The organism is Frankia sp. CpI1-P, assembly GCF_001421075.1.
In the GTDB taxonomy this organism is placed as follows: domain Bacteria; phylum Actinomycetota; class Actinomycetes; order Frankiales; family Frankiaceae; genus Frankia; species Frankia torreyi.
In genome coordinates this window covers 25,879-44,369 of the sequence record NZ_LJJX01000013.1, presented here as the reverse complement: position 1 = coordinate 44,369, position 18,491 = coordinate 25,879, and the positions used below count along the sequence as shown (strand labels likewise).

Annotated in this window: 13 protein-coding genes and 12 pseudogenes; 8 read left to right on the top strand and 17 right to left on the bottom strand. The window is 74.1% G+C overall.

Features of this window, described 5'->3' with window-relative positions; translation table 11 throughout:
• The 15 genes and pseudogenes from FF86_RS46015 to hisD all read right to left on the bottom strand — a co-directional run.
• Nucleotides 1-1,177: ABC transporter ATP-binding protein (locus FF86_RS46015; RefSeq protein ID WP_242418590.1), on the bottom strand; the 1,177-nt coding region annotated here is incomplete at its 3' end.
• Nucleotides 1,178-1,299: 122 nt separating this feature from the next.
• Nucleotides 1,300-2,469 (bottom strand): annotated as a pseudogene (locus tag FF86_RS46010) (ABC transporter ATP-binding protein); the annotation flags it as partial.
• Nucleotide 2,470: 1 nt separating this feature from the next.
• A partial coding sequence (locus FF86_RS46005; RefSeq protein ID WP_242418561.1) for an ABC transporter transmembrane domain-containing protein occupies nucleotides 2,471-3,312 on the bottom strand: 842 nt, incomplete at its 3' end.
• 52 nt (nucleotides 3,313-3,364) lie between these two features.
• Nucleotides 3,365-3,492, bottom strand: a pseudogene (locus FF86_RS46000) (imidazole glycerol phosphate synthase subunit HisF); the annotation flags it as partial.
• 1 nt (nucleotide 3,493) lies between these two features.
• A pseudogene (locus FF86_RS45995) lies at nucleotides 3,494-3,804 on the bottom strand (HisA/HisF-related TIM barrel protein); the annotation flags it as partial.
• Nucleotide 3,805: 1 nt separating this feature from the next.
• A pseudogene (locus tag FF86_RS45990) lies at nucleotides 3,806-3,984 on the bottom strand (HisA/HisF-related TIM barrel protein); the annotation flags it as partial.
• A gap of 1 nt (nucleotide 3,985) precedes the next feature.
• Nucleotides 3,986-4,129 (bottom strand): HisA/HisF-related TIM barrel protein (locus FF86_RS45985; RefSeq protein WP_242418589.1); only part of this gene is annotated, 144 nt, incomplete at its 3' end.
• Nucleotides 4,126-4,743, bottom strand: a pseudogene (gene priA, locus FF86_RS11160) (bifunctional 1-(5-phosphoribosyl)-5-((5-phosphoribosylamino)methylideneamino)imidazole-4-carboxamide isomerase/phosphoribosylanthranilate isomerase PriA); the annotation flags it as partial. The gene FF86_RS45985 and the pseudogene priA, both read right to left, overlap by 4 nt.
• A gap of 1 nt (nucleotide 4,744) precedes the next feature.
• Nucleotides 4,745-4,854 (bottom strand): HisA/HisF-related TIM barrel protein (locus FF86_RS45980; protein ID WP_242418588.1); only part of this gene is annotated, 110 nt, incomplete at its 3' end.
• Nucleotides 4,855-5,716: 862 nt separating this feature from the next.
• Nucleotides 5,717-5,838, bottom strand: a pseudogene (locus FF86_RS45975) (imidazole glycerol phosphate synthase subunit HisH); the annotation flags it as partial.
• A gap of 1 nt (nucleotide 5,839) precedes the next feature.
• Nucleotides 5,840-6,250 (bottom strand): annotated as a pseudogene (gene hisH, locus FF86_RS11150) (imidazole glycerol phosphate synthase subunit HisH); the annotation flags it as partial.
• 1 nt (nucleotide 6,251) lies between these two features.
• A pseudogene (locus FF86_RS45970) lies at nucleotides 6,252-6,346 on the bottom strand (imidazole glycerol phosphate synthase subunit HisH); the annotation flags it as partial.
• Between the two features lie 65 nt (nucleotides 6,347-6,411).
• Nucleotides 6,412-6,930 (bottom strand): imidazoleglycerol-phosphate dehydratase HisB (gene hisB, locus FF86_RS11145; RefSeq protein WP_242418560.1); only part of this gene is annotated, 519 nt, incomplete at its 3' end.
• 127 nt (nucleotides 6,931-7,057) lie between these two features.
• Entirely contained in the window at nucleotides 7,058-8,266 is a 1,209-nt protein-coding gene (locus tag FF86_RS11140) for a histidinol-phosphate transaminase (RefSeq protein WP_044884461.1), read from the bottom strand.
• Nucleotides 8,263-9,558: a histidinol dehydrogenase gene (gene hisD / locus FF86_RS11135; RefSeq protein WP_044884460.1), complete on the bottom strand. Its 1,296-nt coding sequence runs from the start codon at nucleotides 9,556-9,558 to the stop codon at nucleotides 8,263-8,265. The genes FF86_RS11140 and hisD overlap by 4 nt, the downstream gene beginning before the upstream one ends.
• A 365-nt stretch (nucleotides 9,559-9,923) precedes the next feature.
• On the opposite strand from hisD, the pseudogene FF86_RS45965 reads away from it, so the two are divergent.
• The 7 genes and pseudogenes from FF86_RS45965 to FF86_RS11110 all read left to right on the top strand — a co-directional run.
• Nucleotides 9,924-11,048: pseudogene (locus FF86_RS45965) on the top strand (bis-aminopropyl spermidine synthase family protein); the annotation flags it as partial.
• 481 nt (nucleotides 11,049-11,529) lie between these two features.
• Nucleotides 11,530-12,162, top strand: a pseudogene (locus FF86_RS11125) (response regulator transcription factor); the annotation flags it as partial.
• A gap of 1 nt (nucleotide 12,163) precedes the next feature.
• On the top strand, nucleotides 12,164-12,429 hold a 266-nt coding region (locus FF86_RS45960), incomplete at its 5' end, for a winged helix-turn-helix domain-containing protein (protein ID WP_242418559.1).
• Nucleotides 12,426-14,066 carry a HAMP domain-containing sensor histidine kinase gene (locus FF86_RS11120; protein WP_044884458.1) on the top strand — a complete coding sequence of 547 codons (1,641 nt, stop codon included), beginning with the start codon at nucleotides 12,426-12,428 and terminating at the stop codon, nucleotides 14,064-14,066. The genes FF86_RS45960 and FF86_RS11120, both read left to right, overlap by 4 nt.
• A 148-nt stretch (nucleotides 14,067-14,214) precedes the next feature.
• Nucleotides 14,215-14,684: pseudogene (locus tag FF86_RS45955) on the top strand (O-methyltransferase); the annotation flags it as partial.
• 1 nt (nucleotide 14,685) lies between these two features.
• Nucleotides 14,686-14,976, top strand: a 291-nt coding sequence (locus FF86_RS45950) for an O-methyltransferase (RefSeq protein WP_396229833.1), incomplete at its 5' end; no start/stop codon positions are given.
• A 129-nt stretch (nucleotides 14,977-15,105) separates the two neighbouring features.
• A complete protein-coding gene (locus tag FF86_RS11110; RefSeq protein ID WP_044884457.1) occupies nucleotides 15,106-15,549 on the top strand; it encodes a carboxymuconolactone decarboxylase family protein in 444 nt (147 codons plus the stop codon).
• A gap of 261 nt (nucleotides 15,550-15,810) precedes the next feature.
• On the opposite strand, the pseudogene FF86_RS11105 reads toward FF86_RS11110, so the two are convergent.
• Nucleotides 15,811-16,612 (bottom strand): annotated as a pseudogene (locus tag FF86_RS11105) (SDR family NAD(P)-dependent oxidoreductase); the annotation flags it as partial.
• Nucleotide 16,613: 1 nt separating this feature from the next.
• Nucleotides 16,614-16,692: hypothetical protein (locus FF86_RS63660; RefSeq protein ID WP_304438131.1), on the bottom strand; the 79-nt coding region annotated here is incomplete at its 3' end.
• A gap of 510 nt (nucleotides 16,693-17,202) precedes the next feature.
• Here FF86_RS63660 and FF86_RS11100 point away from each other — a divergent pair.
• Nucleotides 17,203-18,462 carry a globin domain-containing protein gene (locus tag FF86_RS11100; RefSeq protein ID WP_044884455.1) on the top strand — a complete coding sequence of 420 codons (1,260 nt, stop codon included), beginning with the start codon at nucleotides 17,203-17,205 and terminating at the stop codon, nucleotides 18,460-18,462.
• The last annotated feature ends 29 nt before the right edge of the window (nucleotides 18,463-18,491 follow it).

The following is an 18,491-nucleotide window of genomic DNA, read 5'->3' as shown; positions in this document are numbered from 1 at the left end:
GCGGGACGATCTCCAGGTCGACGTCGCGCAGCACAGGCGGCCCGTCGGGATAGGCGAACCCGACCCCGTCGAACCGAACCCCCAGCGGTCCGGCCGGCAGGTCCCGGCCGGCCTGGGCCGTGGCCGGGCCGGCCGGGACCGTGGCCGGACCGCGTCGCCCGCCGGGAGGCGGTGTGCCGCCGGTGCGGGGCACGGGCAGCCGGCCGACGGCCGGCCCGAGCGCGGGATCGCGGACGTCGGTCGGGAGGTCCAGGACGTCGAGCACCCGGCGCAGCCCGGCCAGCGCGTTGGCCGCGTCGTTGAGCACCTCGGTCATCGACTGGATCGGCATGACGAACAGGGTCATCAGGAACAGGAACGCGATCAGCCGTCCGGTGCTGAGCGAGCCGGCGACGCCGAGCGCCACTCCCGCCGTCACCACCGAGGCGGTGGCCAACGCGGCGACCAGCTCGCTGAGCGAGAAGACCCCGGCGACAACCCGCTGCGCCTCGATCTGGGCGGACCGGTAGCGGCCGATGGTCCGGTCGATGCGTCGCCCGGTCCGTTCCTGGACGCCGTAGGCCCGCACGACCGGGGCGCCGACGACCGCCTCGGACACGGCGCCCAGCAGCTCGCCGACCCGTTCACGCACGATCGCGTACCGGCCGGCCAGCCGACGCTGCACCAGTCGGGTCACCACGAACAGGGGGACGAAGAACGCGTAGACGAGGAGGGTCAGCGGCCACGAGTAGACGACCATCAGCACGGTGGCCAGCAGCATCTGGCCGGAGGAGACCAGCAGCATCACGCCGCCGAACTGGAGGAACTGCGACATCTGGTCGACGTCGCTGGTCACCCGGGAGGTCAGCGAGCCGCGGCGTTGGGCGGACTGGCTGAGCATCGACAGGTCGTGGATGTGTCGGAAGGCGTGCACCCGCAGGGTGGCGAGGGTGCCCTCGGACAGGCGGTAGAGCCGCAGGTTCATCCGATAGGTGGCGACGGTGGTCAACACGATGATGACCGCGGCCGCGCCGACGGCCACGGCGACCAGGCCGACGTCGGCACCGTCGTCGGTGAGCCCGCGGTCGAGGGTCTGCTGCACGACCACCGGGATGACGACCTTCCCCGTGGTGGCCACCAGGGCGAGCGCGAGCGTGCCGAGCAGGCCCCGGGTCAGTTCGGGGGACAGCGCGCGCAGCCGGCGGAACGTCGCCGCGAGTGTGGGCTGGCCAGGCGTGGCCGCACGCCCGAGGGCCCCAGGTTCGGGAGCCGCTTGCGAGCGGCGGGTCGGGGAGGAAGGAGGCGGGGAGGCAGGAGGCGTCACGGAGCCGCCTCCGGTTCGAGCTCCCGGACGTGCTCGGGAACGGCGGGCTCCGGGAGCGCAGGCTCGGACTCCCGGACAGCGGACTCCCGGACGGCGGGCTCCGGGAGGGCACCGGCCGCGCGGGCGGCGGCCTCGTAGGCGGTGAGCAGTGCGGCGTAGCGCGGGGAGGAGGCGAGCAGCTCCTCGTGTCGACCGCGACCGATGACTCGGCCGGCGTCGAGGTGGATCACCTCGTCGGCCAGCGCGATCGTGGAGCGGCGCTGGGCGACGACCACGACGGTCGAGGCGCCGGCGCTTTCCCGCAGGTCGGCGAGGATCGCCGCCTCCACTCGGGGGTCGACGCTGGCGGTGGCGTCGTCGAGGACGAGCAGCCGCGGGGCGCGGACGAGCGCGCGGGCCAGGCCGATGCGTTGGCGCTGGCCGCCGGACAGGGAGGTCCCGCGCTCGCCGACCATGGTGTCGAGGCCGTCGGGCAGGGCGGCGACGAAGCCGTCGGCCTGCGCGCGACGCAACGCCGCCCAGACCTCGTCGTCGGCGGCGTCCATGCCGAGGGTGACGTTGGCGCGCACGGTGTCGTCGAACAGGAACGCCTGCTGGGCGACGACGGCGACAGCTCGGCTCACCTCGCCGGCGGCGAGTTCACGCAGGTCGACACCGTCGAGTAGCACGGTGCCGGCCTGCGGGTCGACGAGCCGAGCGAGCAGGTTCACCAGGGAGGACTTGCCGGAGCCGGTGCGGCCGGTGATCGCGACGACGCTGCCCGCGGCCACCTCGAAGCTCACCGCATCCACCACCGGCCGCGGCGGCGGATCGCCGGGGCTCGCGGGCACCGCCGGCTCGCCGCTCGGGTCGGAGGCGGCGTCAACGGTCGGGTCGGCGGTGGCGTCAACCGTCGGGTCGGCGGTGGCGTCGGCCGGCGGGTAGGCGTAGGTGACGGCGTCGAGGCGCAGCGACGCGGGGCCGGCCGCGGTCAGCGTGCGCGGCCCGTACTCCTCGTGTCCTCGGGCCCGCAGCACCGCCTCGACCCGCTCGTAGCCGACGACCTCCCGCGGCAGGTCCCCGAACACCCAGCCGAACGCCCGCAGCGGGAAGGCCAGCAGGGTGAACAGGTAGGCGACCCGGACGAGCTGCCCGACGTCGATCGCCCCCGCGTCGATGCGGATCGCNCCGACCAGCAGCACCAGCAGGATCCCCAGGTTCGGCAGGGCCTCCATCACGGGATCGAACAGGCCCCGCAACCGGCCCGCGTGGATCATCGCGTCGCGAAGGCGCTCGGCGCGGACAGCGAAGCGGGCGGTCTCGTCCTCCTCCCGGCCGAGGGTCTTGACGACCAGGGCGCCGTCGAACGACTCGTGTGCCACCGCGCTGACCTCCCCGCGCAACTGCTGCGCTCGGGAGTACAGCGGCCATACCCGCCGCCCGTACCAGACGTTGAGCACGCCGAACGTCGGGAAGATCACGAAGCCGATCAGGGCCAGCACCGGATCGGTGACCACGAGCAGCACCAGCGCCACCACGAGCATGACGAGCGCGCCCAGCGCGAACGGCAGCGGCATCACCGGAGCCCAGGCCGCCTCGACGTCCGAGTTGGCGTTGGACAGCAACGTGCCGGTGGAGTGCCGCTGATGCCAGGACAGCGGCAACCGCAGGTACTGGCGGGTCACCGCGTGCCGGTGCCGCGCCTGCAGCCGGAACACGACCGTTCCGCCGGCGAGCCGGCGCAGGAACATGCCGAGCGCCCGAGCGAGACCGACGAGGCTGAGCGCCACCGCGGCCAGGGCGACCGCCGACCAGTCGGCGTGCCCCCGCCGGATCGCCGGGATCACCACCCGGTCCGTGGCCTCGCCGAGCACCAGGGAGCTGGCCACCCCCGTCAACGTGAACAGGCAGCCACCGACCGTTGCCACGGCGAACAGGCGGGGCTCGTCACGGATGCCCCGCCAGAGGTTCGCGAAGCCCTGGCCGATGACCCCGGGTTGTCGCCCCGGCTCCGACACCCGCTCCGCCATCGTCACCCTCCGTCAACACGTCACGGCAGCGGCGTCGGCGTGGTGGCGGCGGTCAGCGCACCGGAACGCCCGTGTCCCGCAGTGCCGCCTTCACCTCGCCGATGCGCAGCTGCCCGAAATGGAACACGCTGGCCGCGAGCACCGCGTCCGCGCCCGCGCCGACCGCCGGCGCGAAATGAGNGAGGTCACCGGCCCCGCCGCTGGCGATCACCGGAACGTCGACCTCGGCGCGCACGGCGGAGATCATCTCCAGATCGTATCCGTCCCGGGTCCCGTCGGCGTCCATCGAATTGAGCAGGATCTCGCCGGCACCGAGCTCGACCACACGCGAAGTCCAGCCGACCGCATCAATTCCGGTCCCCCGGCGACCACCATGCGTAGTCACCTCGAAGCGGGGGCCGGCCGGATCCGGGCAGCGCCGGGCGTCCACCGAGATCACGATGCACTGGTTGCCGAACCGGTGCGCGCACTCGCGGACCAGCTCGGGTCGGGNCACCGCGGCCGTGTTGATCCCCACCTTGTCGGCTCCGGCGCGCAGCAACCGGTTGACGTCGTCGGCGGAGCGGACCCCACCCCCGACGGTGAGCGGGATGAACACCTGCTCGGCGGTACGCCGGACGATGTCGTACGTGGTCTCCCGGTCGCCGCTCGACGCGGTGATGTCGAGGAACGNCAGCTCGTCGGCGCCCTCGGCGTCGTAGAGCCGGGCCATCTCGACCGGGTCCCCGGCGTCGCGCAGGTCGGTGAAGTTCACGCCCTTCACCACCCGGCCGCCGTCGACGTCGAGGCAGGGGATCACCCGGACCGCGACGCTCACCCCGCCACGACCGTCGAGGTGACGGCGAGGGCCTCGGGGAGGGTGAAGGCGCCCGCGTAGAGGGCCTTGCCGACGATCGCGCCCTCGACGCCGGGCACCGCGGCGATCGCCACAAGGTCGGCCAGCGCGGACACGCCCCCGCTGGCGACGACCGGTCGGTCGGTCACCGCGGTCACCGAGCGCAGCAGTTCGACGTTCGGGCCGGTCAGCGTGCCGTCGCGGCGCACGTCGGTCACCACGTAGCGGGCGCAGCCGTCGGCGTCGAGGCGGGCGAGCACCTCGAACAGCTCGCCGCCGTCCTGGGTCCAGCCGCGGGCGGACAGCGTCGTGCCGCGCACGTCGAGCCCGACCGCGATCCGGTCGCCCACCCGGTCGATCGCCCGGCGCACCCAGTCGGGATCCTCCAGGGCGGCCGTGCCGATGTTGACCCGCGCCGCGCCGGTGGCCAGCGCCGCGTCGAGGGAGTCGTCGTCGCGGATGCCGCCGGAGAGCTCCACGGCCACATCGACCGACCGGACGACTTCGGCGATCAGCTCGCGGTTCGAGCCGCGGCCGAACGCGGCGTCGAGGTCGACGAGATGGATCCACTCGGCGCCGTCACGCTGCCAGGTCAGNGCCGCGGCGAGCGGATCACCGTACGAGGTCTCGGATCCGGCCTCGCCCTGGACGAGACGGACGGCCCGCCCGTCGGCCACATCGACGGCGGGCAGCAGAGTAAGAGCCATGCCGCAACCCTACTGGGGTGCGCCTTTATCCCCGACCGGCCGCAGNGGCCCCCGACCCGACGCGCCGCGACCGGTCAGAACGGGACCAGTGACCCACTGGGCGACACCTGCGACCCACGGATCGGGCTCCGCGGTTTCAACCGGGCGGGCGGTGGGGATTCCGGCGGTTCGCGGTGGGCCCGAGCCGCCGCGGCGACGAGCGACGAGGGAGGTAGTCCCATGACCAGTCCTGATCACGAGCTCGGCGACACCGTCAGCGTGCGCTATGAGGTGCAGCGGCTGTCCATCGCGACGGGCCTGCCCTACGACGAGACGGTCCGCCGCTACGAGCAGGCGGTCCCGGCCCTGGACGAGGCACGCTTCGCCGCCCTCGCCGTCGGGCAGCCGACCTGGGACGACGTCCGCATCGCGACCGCGCCGAACGCGCCGCACGACTTCATCCNCTACTGGCGCGGCGACTTCACCTGGATGCTGCGGGCGGCCGGTGACGAGGGCCGGTGCGTCGAGTACCTCATGGGCAACCATGTCATCGCCGAGCGGATGTTCCGTCATGATCCCGGCGTACTGCTGCACGCTCCGCTGCGCACCACGATCCACACCGACCTCCGGGGCGTGACCCGATTCAGCGTCGACCAGCCGAGCACGCACTTCCGCAGCTACGGCAACCGCGCGATCACCGTCGTCGGCATCGAGCTGGACCTCAAACTGGCGACCCTGCTGGAGCACCTGGACATCCCCGTACCCGACGCCCTCACCACCGGCCGGGTGCCCGCCCACGCCGGCTGAACCGCCGCGCCGAACCCGACGCACCCGCCGCCCCAGATCCGCTGCACCCGACAGGCCCGACAGGCCCGCCGCAGGATCAGGACAGCGTGGCGAGCCAGTTGGTCAGCAGGTGCGCGCCGGCGTCGCCGGACTTCTCGGGGTGGAACTGGGTGGCGGCCAGGGCGCCGCGCTCGACGGCCGCGGCGAACGGCTCGCCGTNCTCGCCGACCGTGTCGCCGGCGTCGAGATCGGCCTTCGCCGCGTAGGAGTGGACGAAGTAGAAGCGGGTGTCCGCGGGCAGCCCGGCGAACAGCACCGACTCCGCGGGCGGGCGCACCGTGTTCCAGCCCATGTGCGGCAGGATGGGCGCGGCGAGGCGGCGCACCTCGCCGGCCAGCACGCCGAGCCCGGCCGTGCGCACCCCGTGCTCGTCGCCGAGCTCGTAAAGCACCTGCATGCCTACGCAGATGCCGAGCACCGGCCGCCCCGCCGCCACCCGCTCCCGCACGACGGGCGCGGCGCCCACCCGGTCGAGGCCGGCCATGCAGGCCGCGTACGCGCCGACACCGGGCACGACGAGCCCGTCGGCCGCCAGGGCCGCGTCGAGATCGTCGCTGACCGTCACGTCGGCNCCGACCCGGGCAAGCGCCCGCTCCGCCGAACGCAGGTTCCCCGACCCGTAGTCGAGAACGACCACCCGCGCACGCCGACCCGATGGGCCCGTCACAACACGCCCTTGGTGGACGGCACGCCGGNCACCCGGGCATCGCGGGCCACTGCGTCGCGCATGGNCCGGGCGACCGCCTTGAACTGGGCCTCGACGACGTGGTGGGCGTTGCGGCCGGACAGCACCCGCACGTGCAGCGCGATCCGGGCCGACGCGGTGATCGACTCGAAGATGTGCCGGGTCAACGTGGTGTCGTACGTCCCGATCAGGCCGACCAGGTCCGGCTCGACGTGCACGCAGTACGGGCGGCCGGACAGGTCGACCGCGGCCTGGGCGAGGGCCTCGTCGAGGGGGACCAGCGCGTCGCCGAAGCGGCGGATGCCGACCTTGTCGCCCAGGGCCTCGCGCAGCGCCGAACCGAACGCGATCGAGGTGTCCTCGACCGTGTGGTGGGAGTCGATGTGCAGGTCGCCGCGGGTGCGCACGGTCAGGTCGAACCCGCCGTGCTTACCGAGCTGGGACATCATGTGGTCGAAGAACGGGACGCCGGTGTCGGAGCTCGCCACCCCCGTCCCGTCGAGGTCGAGTTCGACCAGCACGTCGGACTCCAGCGTCTTGCGTTCGATCCGCGCGGTGCGGGCCATCGGGGCTTCCTCGGTCTTTCTCGGTCACGGTGGGGACCGGCGGAACGGGGGCGGCGGAGCCGCGCGGCGAATCGCAGGCCGCGCGGCGAGACGGAGCGGAGCGGACGGGCGGAGGGGCAGCGGCGGGTCAGCCCCCGGCCAGGGTGACGATGCCGTCCGCGGCGACGTCGCTGCCGGCGAGGACCCGACCGAGCGCGGCGAGGAACGCGTCGACCTCGGCGGGCAGGCCGGCGGTGACCCGCAGCCAGCCGGGCAGGCCGACGTCGCGGACGAGCACCCCCGCGTCGAGCAGGCCGCGCCACACCGCGCGCTGGTCGGCGAACAGACCGAAGGACACGAAGTTCGCGTCGCTGGGCGCGAGCCGCAGGCCGAGGGCCCCCAGCTCCAGCACGATCCGGTCCCGCTGCGCCTTGACCGCCTCCACCGTGGCGAGCAGCTCGTCGGCATGCGCGAGCGCGGTGCGGGCGACCGCCTGGGTGAAGCTGGACAGGTGGTAGGGCAGCCGGACGAGCTGCAGCGCGTCGACGACGGCGGGGTGCGCGGCGAGGTAGCCCACCCGGGCGCCGGCGAGGGCGAAGGCCTTGCTCATCGTGCGGGTGACGATGAGGCGCGGGTGGCGGGGCAGCAGCGTCAGAGCGCTGGGCACCCCGGCCCGGCGGAACTCGGCATACGCCTCGTCGACGACGACCATGCCGCTGCCGACGCGCGCCATCGCCTCGCAGGCGGCGACGACGACGTCCAGGGGCAGGGCCGTGCCGGTCGGGTTGTTCGGCGAGCAGAGGAACAGCAGCGCCGGGCGGTGGCACTCGATGGCCTCGGTGACGGCCTCGGCGGAGAGGGTGAAGTCCGCGGCGCGTTCCTCGCGGACCCACTCGGTCGCCGTGGCCAGGGCGATGAGTCGGTGCATCGAGTAGGACGGCTCGAAGCCGACCGCGACCCGGCCGGGCCCGCCGAACGCCTGGCAGAGCTGTTGGAGGATCTCGTTGGAGCCGTTGGCGGCCCAGACCTGGGCGGTGTGCACGCCGAACCCGGCGTCCGGGGTCAGGTAGTAGGCCAGGTCGGCGCGCAGGGCCTCGGCATCGCGGTCGGGGTAGCGGTTGGCCTCGGTGGCGACGAGGGTCGCGGCCTTGCCGAGGGCGTCGACCAGACCGATCGACGGCGGGTGCGGGTTCTCGTTGGTGTTGAGCCGCACCGGCACGTCGAGCTGCGGCGCCCCGTAGGGGGACAGCCCACGCAGGCTGTCGCGCAGCGGCAGCCCGTCGATGTCCAGCGGGCGCCAGGGCCGGTCGTCCCCGGCGGGGCCGGCGTCGGCGGGATGGGACGCCTGGATCGTCATCGGAATCGAGCCTCCACGGCGTCGGCATGTGCGGTGAGATCCTCGGCCCCGGCGAGCGCGGCGAGGCGCGGGGCGACGGCGTGCAGCGCGTCGCGGGTGGACTCGATGACATGGACCTGGCGCTGGAAGGCGGCCACGGCCAGACCGCCGGAGTGGCGCGCCGTCCCACCGGTGGGCAGGACGTGGTTGGAACCGGCGAGGTAGTCACCCAGCGGGACGGGGGCGTGGGGGCCGACGAACACCGCCCCGGCGTGGCGCACCCGGGCGGCGACCGTGGCCGCGTCGGCAGTCAGGATCTCCAGATGCTCGGCCGCCCAGGCATCGACGACCGCGAGGCCGGCGTCCACGTCGGCGACGATCGCCACGGCGCCCTGGCCGGCCAGGGCCTCCTCGACCCGCTCGCGGTGGCGCGTCGCGGGCACCTGCTTGCCGAGCTCGATGTCGACGGCGTCCGCGAGCTCCACCGACGAGGTGACGAGCAGGCAGGCGGCCATCGGGTCGTGCTCGGCCTGGGCGATGAGGTCGGCGGCGACGAAGGCCGGATCCGCGGTCGCGTCGGCGAGGATCGCGACCTCGGTGGGGCCCGCCTCCGCGTCCACCCCGACCACGCCGCGCACCAGCCGCTTGGCGGCCGTCACGTAGACGTTGCCCGGACCGGTGACGACGTCGACGGGCGGGCAGCTCGCGGTGCCGTAGGCGGCCATCGCGACCGCCTGGGCACCACCGGCGGCGTAGACCTCGTCGATCCCGAGCAGGGCGCAGGCGCCGAGCACGACCGGGTGCGGCAGGCCGTCGTTGTCCCGCTGCGGCGGGGAGAACACGGCCAGCGAGTCGACCCCGGCCTCCTGGGCGGGTACCACGTTCATCACGACGCTGCTCGGGTAGGCGACCCGCCCGCCGGGCACGTACAGTCCGACCCGCTCGACCGGCACCCACCGCTCGGTGACCGTCAGACCCGGCCCGACCTCGATCGTGACCGCCTCGCGGACCTGCGCACGGTGCACCACCCGGCTGCGGCGGATCGCCTCGACGAGCGCGTCGCGCACGGCCGGATCGAGGGCGTCGGCGGCGGCGTCGAGCGCCGCCTGCGGCACCCGCAGGCTGGCCGGACGCACCCCGTCGAACCGGGCGGCGGCGTCCAGGACGGCCGCGTCGCCACGGGTCCGCACGTCCTCGCAGACCGGCCGGACCGCGTCGACGGCGGCGTCCACGTCGATCGCGGCCCGGGGCAGCAGACGCCGGACATCCACCGCAGCGGGCACCGCAGCCCGCAGATCAAGCCTTCTGAGCACGATACGAGACTAGCCGCCGAGCCGGGGGGCGGTGAAATCACAGCTCGCGGCGGGGTGTCACGCTCATCCGCGTGACCGATCCCCACACCCCGCCGCCCGCCCCCGATCCGCCGGCGGGGCCCGCGAGCGCGCCCGGAGAGTCGTTGGCGACGCTGCTGCACGCCTACCGGGTGCACGCGCGGGCGCCCCGCGGCGTGGTGGCGGCGCTGACCGAGCGGCCGCGGACCCTGCGCGCCCTGATCCAGGACTCGGGGCTGCCGCGCCGCTCGGTCGAGGAGATCCTCGGCTGCCTCGGCGACGATCTGCGGACCGCCACCGGCGGGACCTTCGTGCTGCGGCCCGGCGCCGTCGACCGCTACCGCACCATGATCGACTATGCCGAGCTGCGCGCGAGTACCCCGCTCGACCCCCTCGCCGCGGAGATCGGCCGCAACGGCGCCCTGGTCACGACGATGCACGAGCTCATCGCCTCGGCTCCGCGCCCCCGGGCCGAGCTGGACCATGTGCCGGCCACGGCGGCGACGGTGGTCCGCCGGGCCGTCTGGCTGGCGACGCACTACGACCTGCGCGGGGCCCACCTGCTGTGCGTGGGTGACCACGACCTGACCTCGCTGGCCGTCGTTCTGCTCGCCGCCGCCGCGACCCCGGACCCGGCTCGGCGCGGACCGACCGTCACGGTGGTGGACATCGACGAGGACCTGCTGGAGTTCCTCGACCGGTCGGCCCGGTCGCGGGGCGTACGGCTGCGATGTCTGTACGCGGACCTGCGCTTCGGGCTGCCGCCGTCGGTGGCGGGCAGCGCCGATCTCGCCTTCACCGACCCGCCCTACACCCCGCAGGGCGTGTCGTTGTTCGCCGCGCGCGGGGCCCAGGGCCTCGCCGACCGGGAGCGCGGTCGGGTCCTCGTCGCCTACGGGTTCAGCGATCGGGTACCCACCCTGGGTTGGAAGGTGCAGCGGGCCCTGCTCGACCAGGGGCTCGTCTTCGAGGCGATCTGGCCGGCCTTCCACACCTACGAGGGCGCGGAGGCGGTCGGCGCCCGCGCCGACATGTACGTCTGCCAGCCGACCCCGGCCACCTGGAAGTACCTGGACCGGCCGGCACCGGCGCGCGGGCCGGCGACGACGGCGATCTACACCCGCGGCCGGCAGTCCACCGAGAGCCGGCCGGTGCCGCTGGCCGAACCCGTCATCGCCGCGGCGACCGGGTTCCTGGCGGCGGCGCCGGGCCGGGCGGTCTTCGTCGGCGAGCGCCCCGCGCTGGACGCGGCTCACGCGCACCTCGCGACGGTCGTCGAACGCGGGCTGCCGACGGCCGCCGCCGGAGCGGGCGGGCCGCTGTCCGCCGTCGCCGACCTGTCCGACGATCCCGGCCCGTGGCTGACGCGGCTGCTGCTGGCGGTCAACGCCGACCGGCTCGCCGTGATCGTGACCGCCGACCATCCCGTGCTGGGCGCCGGGGGCGGCCCGCGGGATGCCCTCCACCCGCTGNGGGCGAAGTGGGTCCCCACGCCCGAGCACGACGCAGCCGCCGCCGACCAGAACCACCACGGCGGCGGGGACGGGGTCTGGGAGGCGACCCGCCTGGTGACGTTCGCCGCGGTCGACCCCGCCGTCCTGGACCCCGGCCCGCGCCTCGCCCGCTGGCTGCTGGACCGTCCGCACGGCAAGATCGGCAACGTCTGGCGCGACGGCCTGATCCGGATCGTTCGGAAGGCCGACGGCCGGGCGCCGTCCCAGCGGGAGGCCCTGGCCGCCGTGCGCCGGGCCGTGGCCGACCCTGATCTGCTCGCCGCCCGGCTGATCGACCTGCCGCGCCACTCGCTCGCCGCGACGCTCGCCGCGGCGGTGGCCAGCGTCGACCCGCAGCCCGGGGGCGAGTCCGCCGCAGGTGGGTGAGGGGTCGGCGACGCGGCGGTCACGCCTGCCGGGGCGCCACCACCTGTCTGAGTGGGAGCCCTAGGCTGGGAAGATGGCGACGCCCGCAGGCCACCGTTTCTCGGGACAGGTGCCGGACCCGCCACGCCAGCCTGACCCGTCCCGCCAGCTCGACCCGCCCCGCCAGCCCGACCCGGCCGGCGCCCGGATCCTCGTGGTCGAGGACGACGACGGGCTCGGGACGCAGCTCGTCCGCGGGCTGGACCGGGCCGGCTACACGGCGAGCCGGGTGCGCAGCGGCGCAGCCGCCCTCGACCAGGTCGCCGGTCCCTCCCCGCCCGACCTCGTGCTGCTTGACCTGGGCCTGCCGGACATGGACGGCGCGCAGGTGTGCCGACGCATCCGCGAGCGCACCGACATCCCGGTGATCGTCGTGACGGCCCGGGGGGACGAGGCCGACCGGGTCGAGGCGCTCGACCTGGGCTCGGACGACTACCTGGTCAAGCCGTTCGGATTCGCCGAACTGCTGGCCCGGATGCGGGCGGTGCGCCGGCGCACCGCCGGGCGGGCGGGCGGTGGGGACGCCGACCTGCTCCGGCACGGCCCGCTCACCCTTGACCGACGCAGCCGCCGGATCACCGTCGACGACCGCCCCGTCGCCGTCACCGCTCGCGAGTACGACCTGCTGGCGTTCCTCGCCGCCGATCCGGGCCGGGTGCGGACCCGGNAGGAGATCTTCACCGGGGTCTGGGGGGACTGGTTCGGCTCGCCGAAGGTCCTCGATGTGCACATTGGCGCGATACGCCGCAAACTAGGCAAACCGGAACTGATCGAGACGGTGTACGGAGTGGGCTTCCGACTGGCCGGCGCCCAGGGCGCCAGGGCCCAGGGCGCCGGGACACAGGCCGCCGGGACACAGGCCGCGGCCGGGCCGGCCGATCCGAGCCGCCTGCCGGCGCAGGGTGATCGGCGGCAGGAGCTGCCGGGCCGATGAGCCGGCGGATCCTCGCCGCCCAGCTCCTGCTGACCGCGGCCCTGCTCGTCGGGCTGTGCGTCCCGATGGGCCTGGACGCCACTCGGCATGACCGGGCCCTGTTCGGGCTGCGGTTGTCCGCGTCGACCGACGCCTACGTCGCCGAGGTGAAGTGGCGGCGGCTGTCGCCGGACGCCGCGCCGCTGCCGGTGCCCCGCCGCGACAGCGCGGACGTGCCGCCCGACGAGCTGCGTCTCTACCGCACCGACGACAGCCCCGTGGCCGACACCGGCGAGGACATTCCGGTCACGCCGCAGGACCTCGCCCGCGCGCACCACCACAGCGTGACGATCGAGCCGAGCAACGCCAACGGGCACCGCATGATCCTCGTGGCGCCGGTGTCCAACGCGGGCGGACTGGTCGGCGTCCTCGTGGTCGCGCGCAGCGACTACGGGCTGCGTACCTCGATCAACCAGCGGTGGACGATGATCGCCGTCGGCGGCATGCTGGTCGCGCTGGCGGCCCTGGCGATTTCCATCCTGCTGGCCCGCTGGGTGGGCCGCCCACTGCGCCGGCTCGGGCACGCCGCCGGCGAGCTCGGCACGGGTGACCTGACGATCCGGGCCCGGGCCGTCGGCGGGCCGCCCGAGGTCCGGGAGGTCGCGGCGACCTTCGACGCGATGGCCGACCGGATCCAGTCCCTCGTCGACAGCCAGCGGCATTTCCTCGCCGACGTCTCCCACCAGATCCGCACCCCGCTGACCGCGATGCGGCTGCGCCTGGAGCTGCTGGAACAGGACGTCGACGCCACGGTCGCCGCGGAGGTCGCCGGCACCCTGGTCGAGGTGCACCGGTTGTCCCGCATGGTCGACGGGCTGCTCGCCGTCTCCCGGGCCGAGCACGCCCCGACCGCCGCCCGGCCGGTTGCGCTCGCGCCGGTGACCGCGCAGCGCTGCCTGATCTGGCGGCCGGTGGCCGCCGCCGCGGACATCGCGCTGACCTGGGACGTCGACAACGCGCACACGGTGGCCAGCGGCCCCGGCCATCTCGAGCAGATCCTCGACAACCTGCTCAGCAACGCCCTCGAGGCCACCCCGCCCGGCGGCCAAATCCGGATCGAGTCGCGCCCGGCCCCGGCGGCCTCGGCCGGGCCGGCGATCCGCCTCACCGTCACCGACAGCGGCAGCGGCATGAGTGCCGAGCAGCGGCAGGCGGCCTTCCGCCGCTTCGGTGGCGCCGCCGGCGGACGCGAGCCGAGCCAGGCGCAGCGATCCGGCAACGAGCGGGGAACCGGCGCCGAGCGGGGAACCGGCGCCGAGCGGGGAAGCGGCAACGAGCGGGGCGGCTCGGACGGGCAGGTCGCCGACCGGGACCGGACGCCGCGCCGCGCCGATCGGCGTGGCCACGGGCTCGGTCTCGCGATCGTGCACGCCCTGGTGACCGCCGACGGCGGGACGATTGCGCTGGTCCCCGCCACGGCCGGTGGCCTGTGTGTCGTTCTCGACCTGCCGTGGGCGAGCCCGCAGTCCGGCGAGAGCGTCGCGGCGGTGCCGCCGCAGCGGGCCGAGGCCAGCCACCTCCGGCATCCTCCGGAACTCGGGCTCCTGGAAATCGTCGACGATCCCCACCGAGACCGCGAGGCCGGACGAGAACCCTGACGAGCACGCGGTGGGCTCGCCGGCCACCCGAGGTCCATCTGTGATCTTTACCGTTTCTTTCCTGGCCGAACCGCGGTAGCGCGCCGGCAATTCGCCGCCGGGCGGCTATTTTCGCACCGAGCGACCAGAGACGGAGCACCCACTGATCATGTCGAGAAGTCCGGCACAACGCATTCGGGAAGCCACGGCGCTCAGCGCCGAGACGGTCCGCCGCGAGGTCATCAGAGGCGGCGGCCGGGGCTCGAAATCCGCCTTTCTCAGTGGAAAAATCGGCGCATATCTGACCAAGCACAGCTCGCCACCGGACGAGGTCCTCGGCGACCTGTCGGCGCTCACCGCCGCGCTGCCCGAGGCGGAGATGCAGGTGCCGGCCGAGCAGGGCACCCTGCTGACCATCCTGACCGCCTCGATCGCCCCCCGTCGGGCCATCGAGGTCGGCACCTTCACCGGCTACTCGGCCCTGTGCATCGCCCGCGGTCTGCCGGCCGGCGGCCGGCTGCTCTGCCTCGACGTCAGCGACGAATGGACCGCGATCGCCCGCAGGCACTGGGATCGGGCCGGCGTATCCGACCGGATAGACCTCGTCCTCGGGCCGGCCGCCGACAGCCTCGCGAACCTNGCCGAGGAACCCACCTTCGACCTGGCCTTCGTCGACGCGGACAAGGTCTCCTATCAGCGTTACTACGACCTGCTTGTGCCCCGTATGAACCCCAACGGGGTCATCATCGTGGACAATGTTCTGCAATACGGTGCAGTCGTGCGCCCACGCTCGGAAAATCCGGCGGTGGTCGCCGTCCAGGAGTTCAACCGGCTGCTCGCCGCCGATTCCCGGGTACAAGTCGTGATGCTGCCGATCGCCGACGGACTCACCATCGCCCGCAAGCTGCCCTCCCCCCGCAGCGGCGACTAACGCGGGAAGCGGCCGGCCCGTGGCATGTCACACCGCGGCCCGCGGCCCCGTCCCTCCCCACAGGGGTCGCCGTTCGGGCGGCCCCGCCCGGGGCGGCAGGCCCCGGCCAGTCGGGAAGGGGATCGAGAGATGACCCAGCGGTTGAACGTGGCGGAGGTTGCGCCGGAGGGGTACCGGGCGATGCTCGGCCTGGAGCGCTACGTCCGGGAGAACGTCGACGACACGGTCCTTGAGCTGGTCAAACTGCGGGCTTCGATCATCAACGGCTGCTCGTTCTGCGTGGACATGCACAGCCGGGACGCCCTCGCGGCCGGGGAGTCCTCGCGCCGGCTGTTCGCGGTCGGGGCCTGGCGGGAGGCGCCGTTCTTCGACGAGCGCGAACGGGCGGCGCTCGCGCTCACCGACGAGGCCACCCGGCTCGGCCCGGACGGGGTGAGCGACGAGACCTGGGCACTGGTCACGAAGAGCTGGTCGGAGAAGGAGGCCGCGGACCTGATCCTCGCCATCGTGACCATCAACGCGTGGAACCGGATCGCGATCCCGAGTCGCCTGAGCCCGCCCATCGACGTCTGAGCCAGCCCGCCCGCGTCTGAGCCCACCCGCCGCGCCCGCGCAGCCGTGTCCCGCGAGATGCGGTGTTTGCGTCGCCGAAACAGCCGCGGGTGGCTGGTCGTCCTAGCGTGGCCGTCGGGCGTCCGGCGCAGGGCGAACCGCCACCGGGTGCGGTCGTCCGGCGCCGGGCGGCCCGGGACGCCGAGCACGGTCGACGGGCGGCTCACCAGGCGGGAGAGCCTCGCCGTCTGAATCTCCGGACGCCGTCACCTCCGGACGGCGTCACAGGGTGACGGAGGTGTCTCCTGGGTAGAGCGTCCAGCCGTCGCCCGCGCGCCCCCAGCCGCTGGACGCCCAGGCGCCGCCGTCGATGTTGAGCGTGACGCCCGTGATGTACTTCGCCCGGTCGGAGCTGAGGAACACCGCGGCGTCCCCGACCTCGTCGGCGTGGCCCTCCCGGCCGAGCGGGACGTAGCGCTCCACGTCGGACTGGCGCTGCGGCGCCAGCGGCGGCAGGTTGTCGGGGTCGACCGGGCCGGCGAAGATGCCGCGCATGCCGGCGGTGGCGGTGTGGTCGGGCGCCAGGGCGTTGACCCGGATCTGGTCCTCGCCGAGCTCCAGGGCCATCGTCCGGGTGAAGGAAATCATGCCGGCCTTGCAGGCGGCGTAGACGGCGTACAGCGGCGCCGCGCGCTGCCCCTCGATGCTGGTGATGTTGAGGATCGACCCGCCGGCACCGCCCGCGGCGATCAGCGGCGCGGCGGTCGACGTCGCCGCGATCATGCTGACCAGGTTGATGTCGATGTGCCGGCGCCAGCTGCGCTCGCTCTGCTTCAGGAAGCGGTTGGCCTTCACCCCGCCGGCGTTGTTGACGAGGATGTCGAGCCGGCCGAACTCCCCGTGCGCGGCGGTGATCGAGCCGGCCAGCGCCGCGGTGTCCATCACGTCGGTGGGCAGCGTCAGCGCCGTGCCGCCCGCCTTCTCGATGATCTCGCGCGTGCTCGCGGCCCGCTCCGGGTCGATCTCGACCAGCCCCACCGACACCCCGACGCGGGCCAGCGCCACCGCGATGGCCTGCCCGATGNCGGCCCCGGCGCCGGTGACCACCGCGGCCTTCCCGGCCAGGCCCAGCTCGAACGACTGCTCCGGGATCGCCTGCGTCATCGTCGCTGCTCCTCTGGCACGGCTGGACGGAATCTGGCGCTGCTAGACAGCAGCAACACCTGGTGAGACACCAAACCATCACGCACCGACCGGCGGCAACCGGACGCCGCCGTCGGCAGGCCAAGCCGGTAGGGGAACGTGCCCTCACCGTAGAGCCCGTCGCCGGCCGGCGTCCGATCATCGCCGGGGACGCTGTCCCGATCGCGCCGCAGGGGGCATCTCCCCTGGTCCGGGCGGTCAGCGCGCGACCGAACACCGCCACTCGATCTCACGTGGGGACCTGGGCCGAACACGGCCCGGATCCCGCCGACGCCGGGTGAGGCCGGACGGGCACGGGCTGTGAACGACACCATGAGGCCCGAAAAGCGGTCTTGGGGACGGGTTTTCACTATGCTTGCGCCGTCCAGCTACTACGACACGTAGAAGTGGAGCTGGCCGCCACTGGAGATCTCCCCGCGGCACCTCCCCACACCGTGCGGCGCCGCCATGTCCGAGTCCGGAGGTCATCCCATGCTGTCCGAACGTTCCGCCGCCGTCGTCGGAGCGACCGCGGGCGTGGTCGCCGAGCATGCCGTCGAGATCACCGCCGCGTTCTACCCGCGCCTGTTCGCCGCCCATCCCGAGCTGCTGAACCTGTTCAACCAGGGCAACCAGGCCACCGGCGAGCAGCGGCAGGCGCTGGCCGCGGCCATCGTCGCCTACGCCGGGCACCTGCTCGGTGGGTCGGGGTCGTCGTTCGCCCCGGTGCTGCGCCGCATCGCGCACAAGCACGTCTCGCTGGGGGTGCGGCCCGAGCAGTACACGATCGTCGGTCAGCACCTGCTCGCCGCGGTCGGCGAGGTGCTCGGCGACGCGGTGACCCGCGAGGTGCACGACGCCTGGGACGAGGTCTACTGGCTGTTCGCCACCGCACTCATCGCCGAGGAGGGGCGGATCTCCCAGCGCGTCGGCGCGGACCCGGATCACGTCTGGCGGCCCTGGCGGGTGACCGCGCGCACCGTGGCGACCGCCGAGGTAATCTCCTTCGACCTCGTGCCGACCGGCCCCGAGCCGCTGCCGACGTACCTGGCCGGCCAGTACATCTCCGTCGCGGTGGACCTGCCCGGCGGCGGACGGCAGGCCCGGCAGTACAGCCTGTCCCGGGCGCCGGGCGCCGGCAGCCTGCGGATCACCGTGCGCCGGGTGCCGGGCACCGCCGGCGCGCCCGCGGGCGTCGTCTCCTCCCATCTGCACGACCAGGTCAAGGTCGGCGACATCCTGGACGTGAGCCCGCCGACCGGCGACGTCACGCTCGCCACCGGCGCCGACCCGCTCGTGCTGATCAGCGCGGGCATCGGTGTCACCCCGATGATCGCGATGCTCGGCCACACGGCCCGGCTGCAGCCGGAACGCCCGGTCGTGGCCGTACACGCCGACCGCTCCCCCGACCACCACGCGCTGCGCTCCGAGATGCTCGAGATGGGCGCCCTCCTGCGGGACTTCCGCCTGCACACCTGGTACGAGTCCGGCACCGGCAGGCCGGCGGGCATCGGCACCGCGGCGGGCACCGGCGCCACCCCGGGCGCCGGCGGGGCGCGGGGCGAGTCCCGCCACACCGGCACGGTCGACCTCGACGCGGTTCCCCTGCCCGACGGTGCCCGCGCCTACCTGTGCGGACCGCTGCCGTTCCTGCGCGACGCGCGCGCGGGCCTGCTGCGCCGCGGCGTGCCCGCGCAGCGCATCCGCTACGAGGTCTTCGGCCCCGACCTGTGGGCCGGCTCCCCGACCTGACGGGACGTGCCCGGGTCCACGGACCTGCC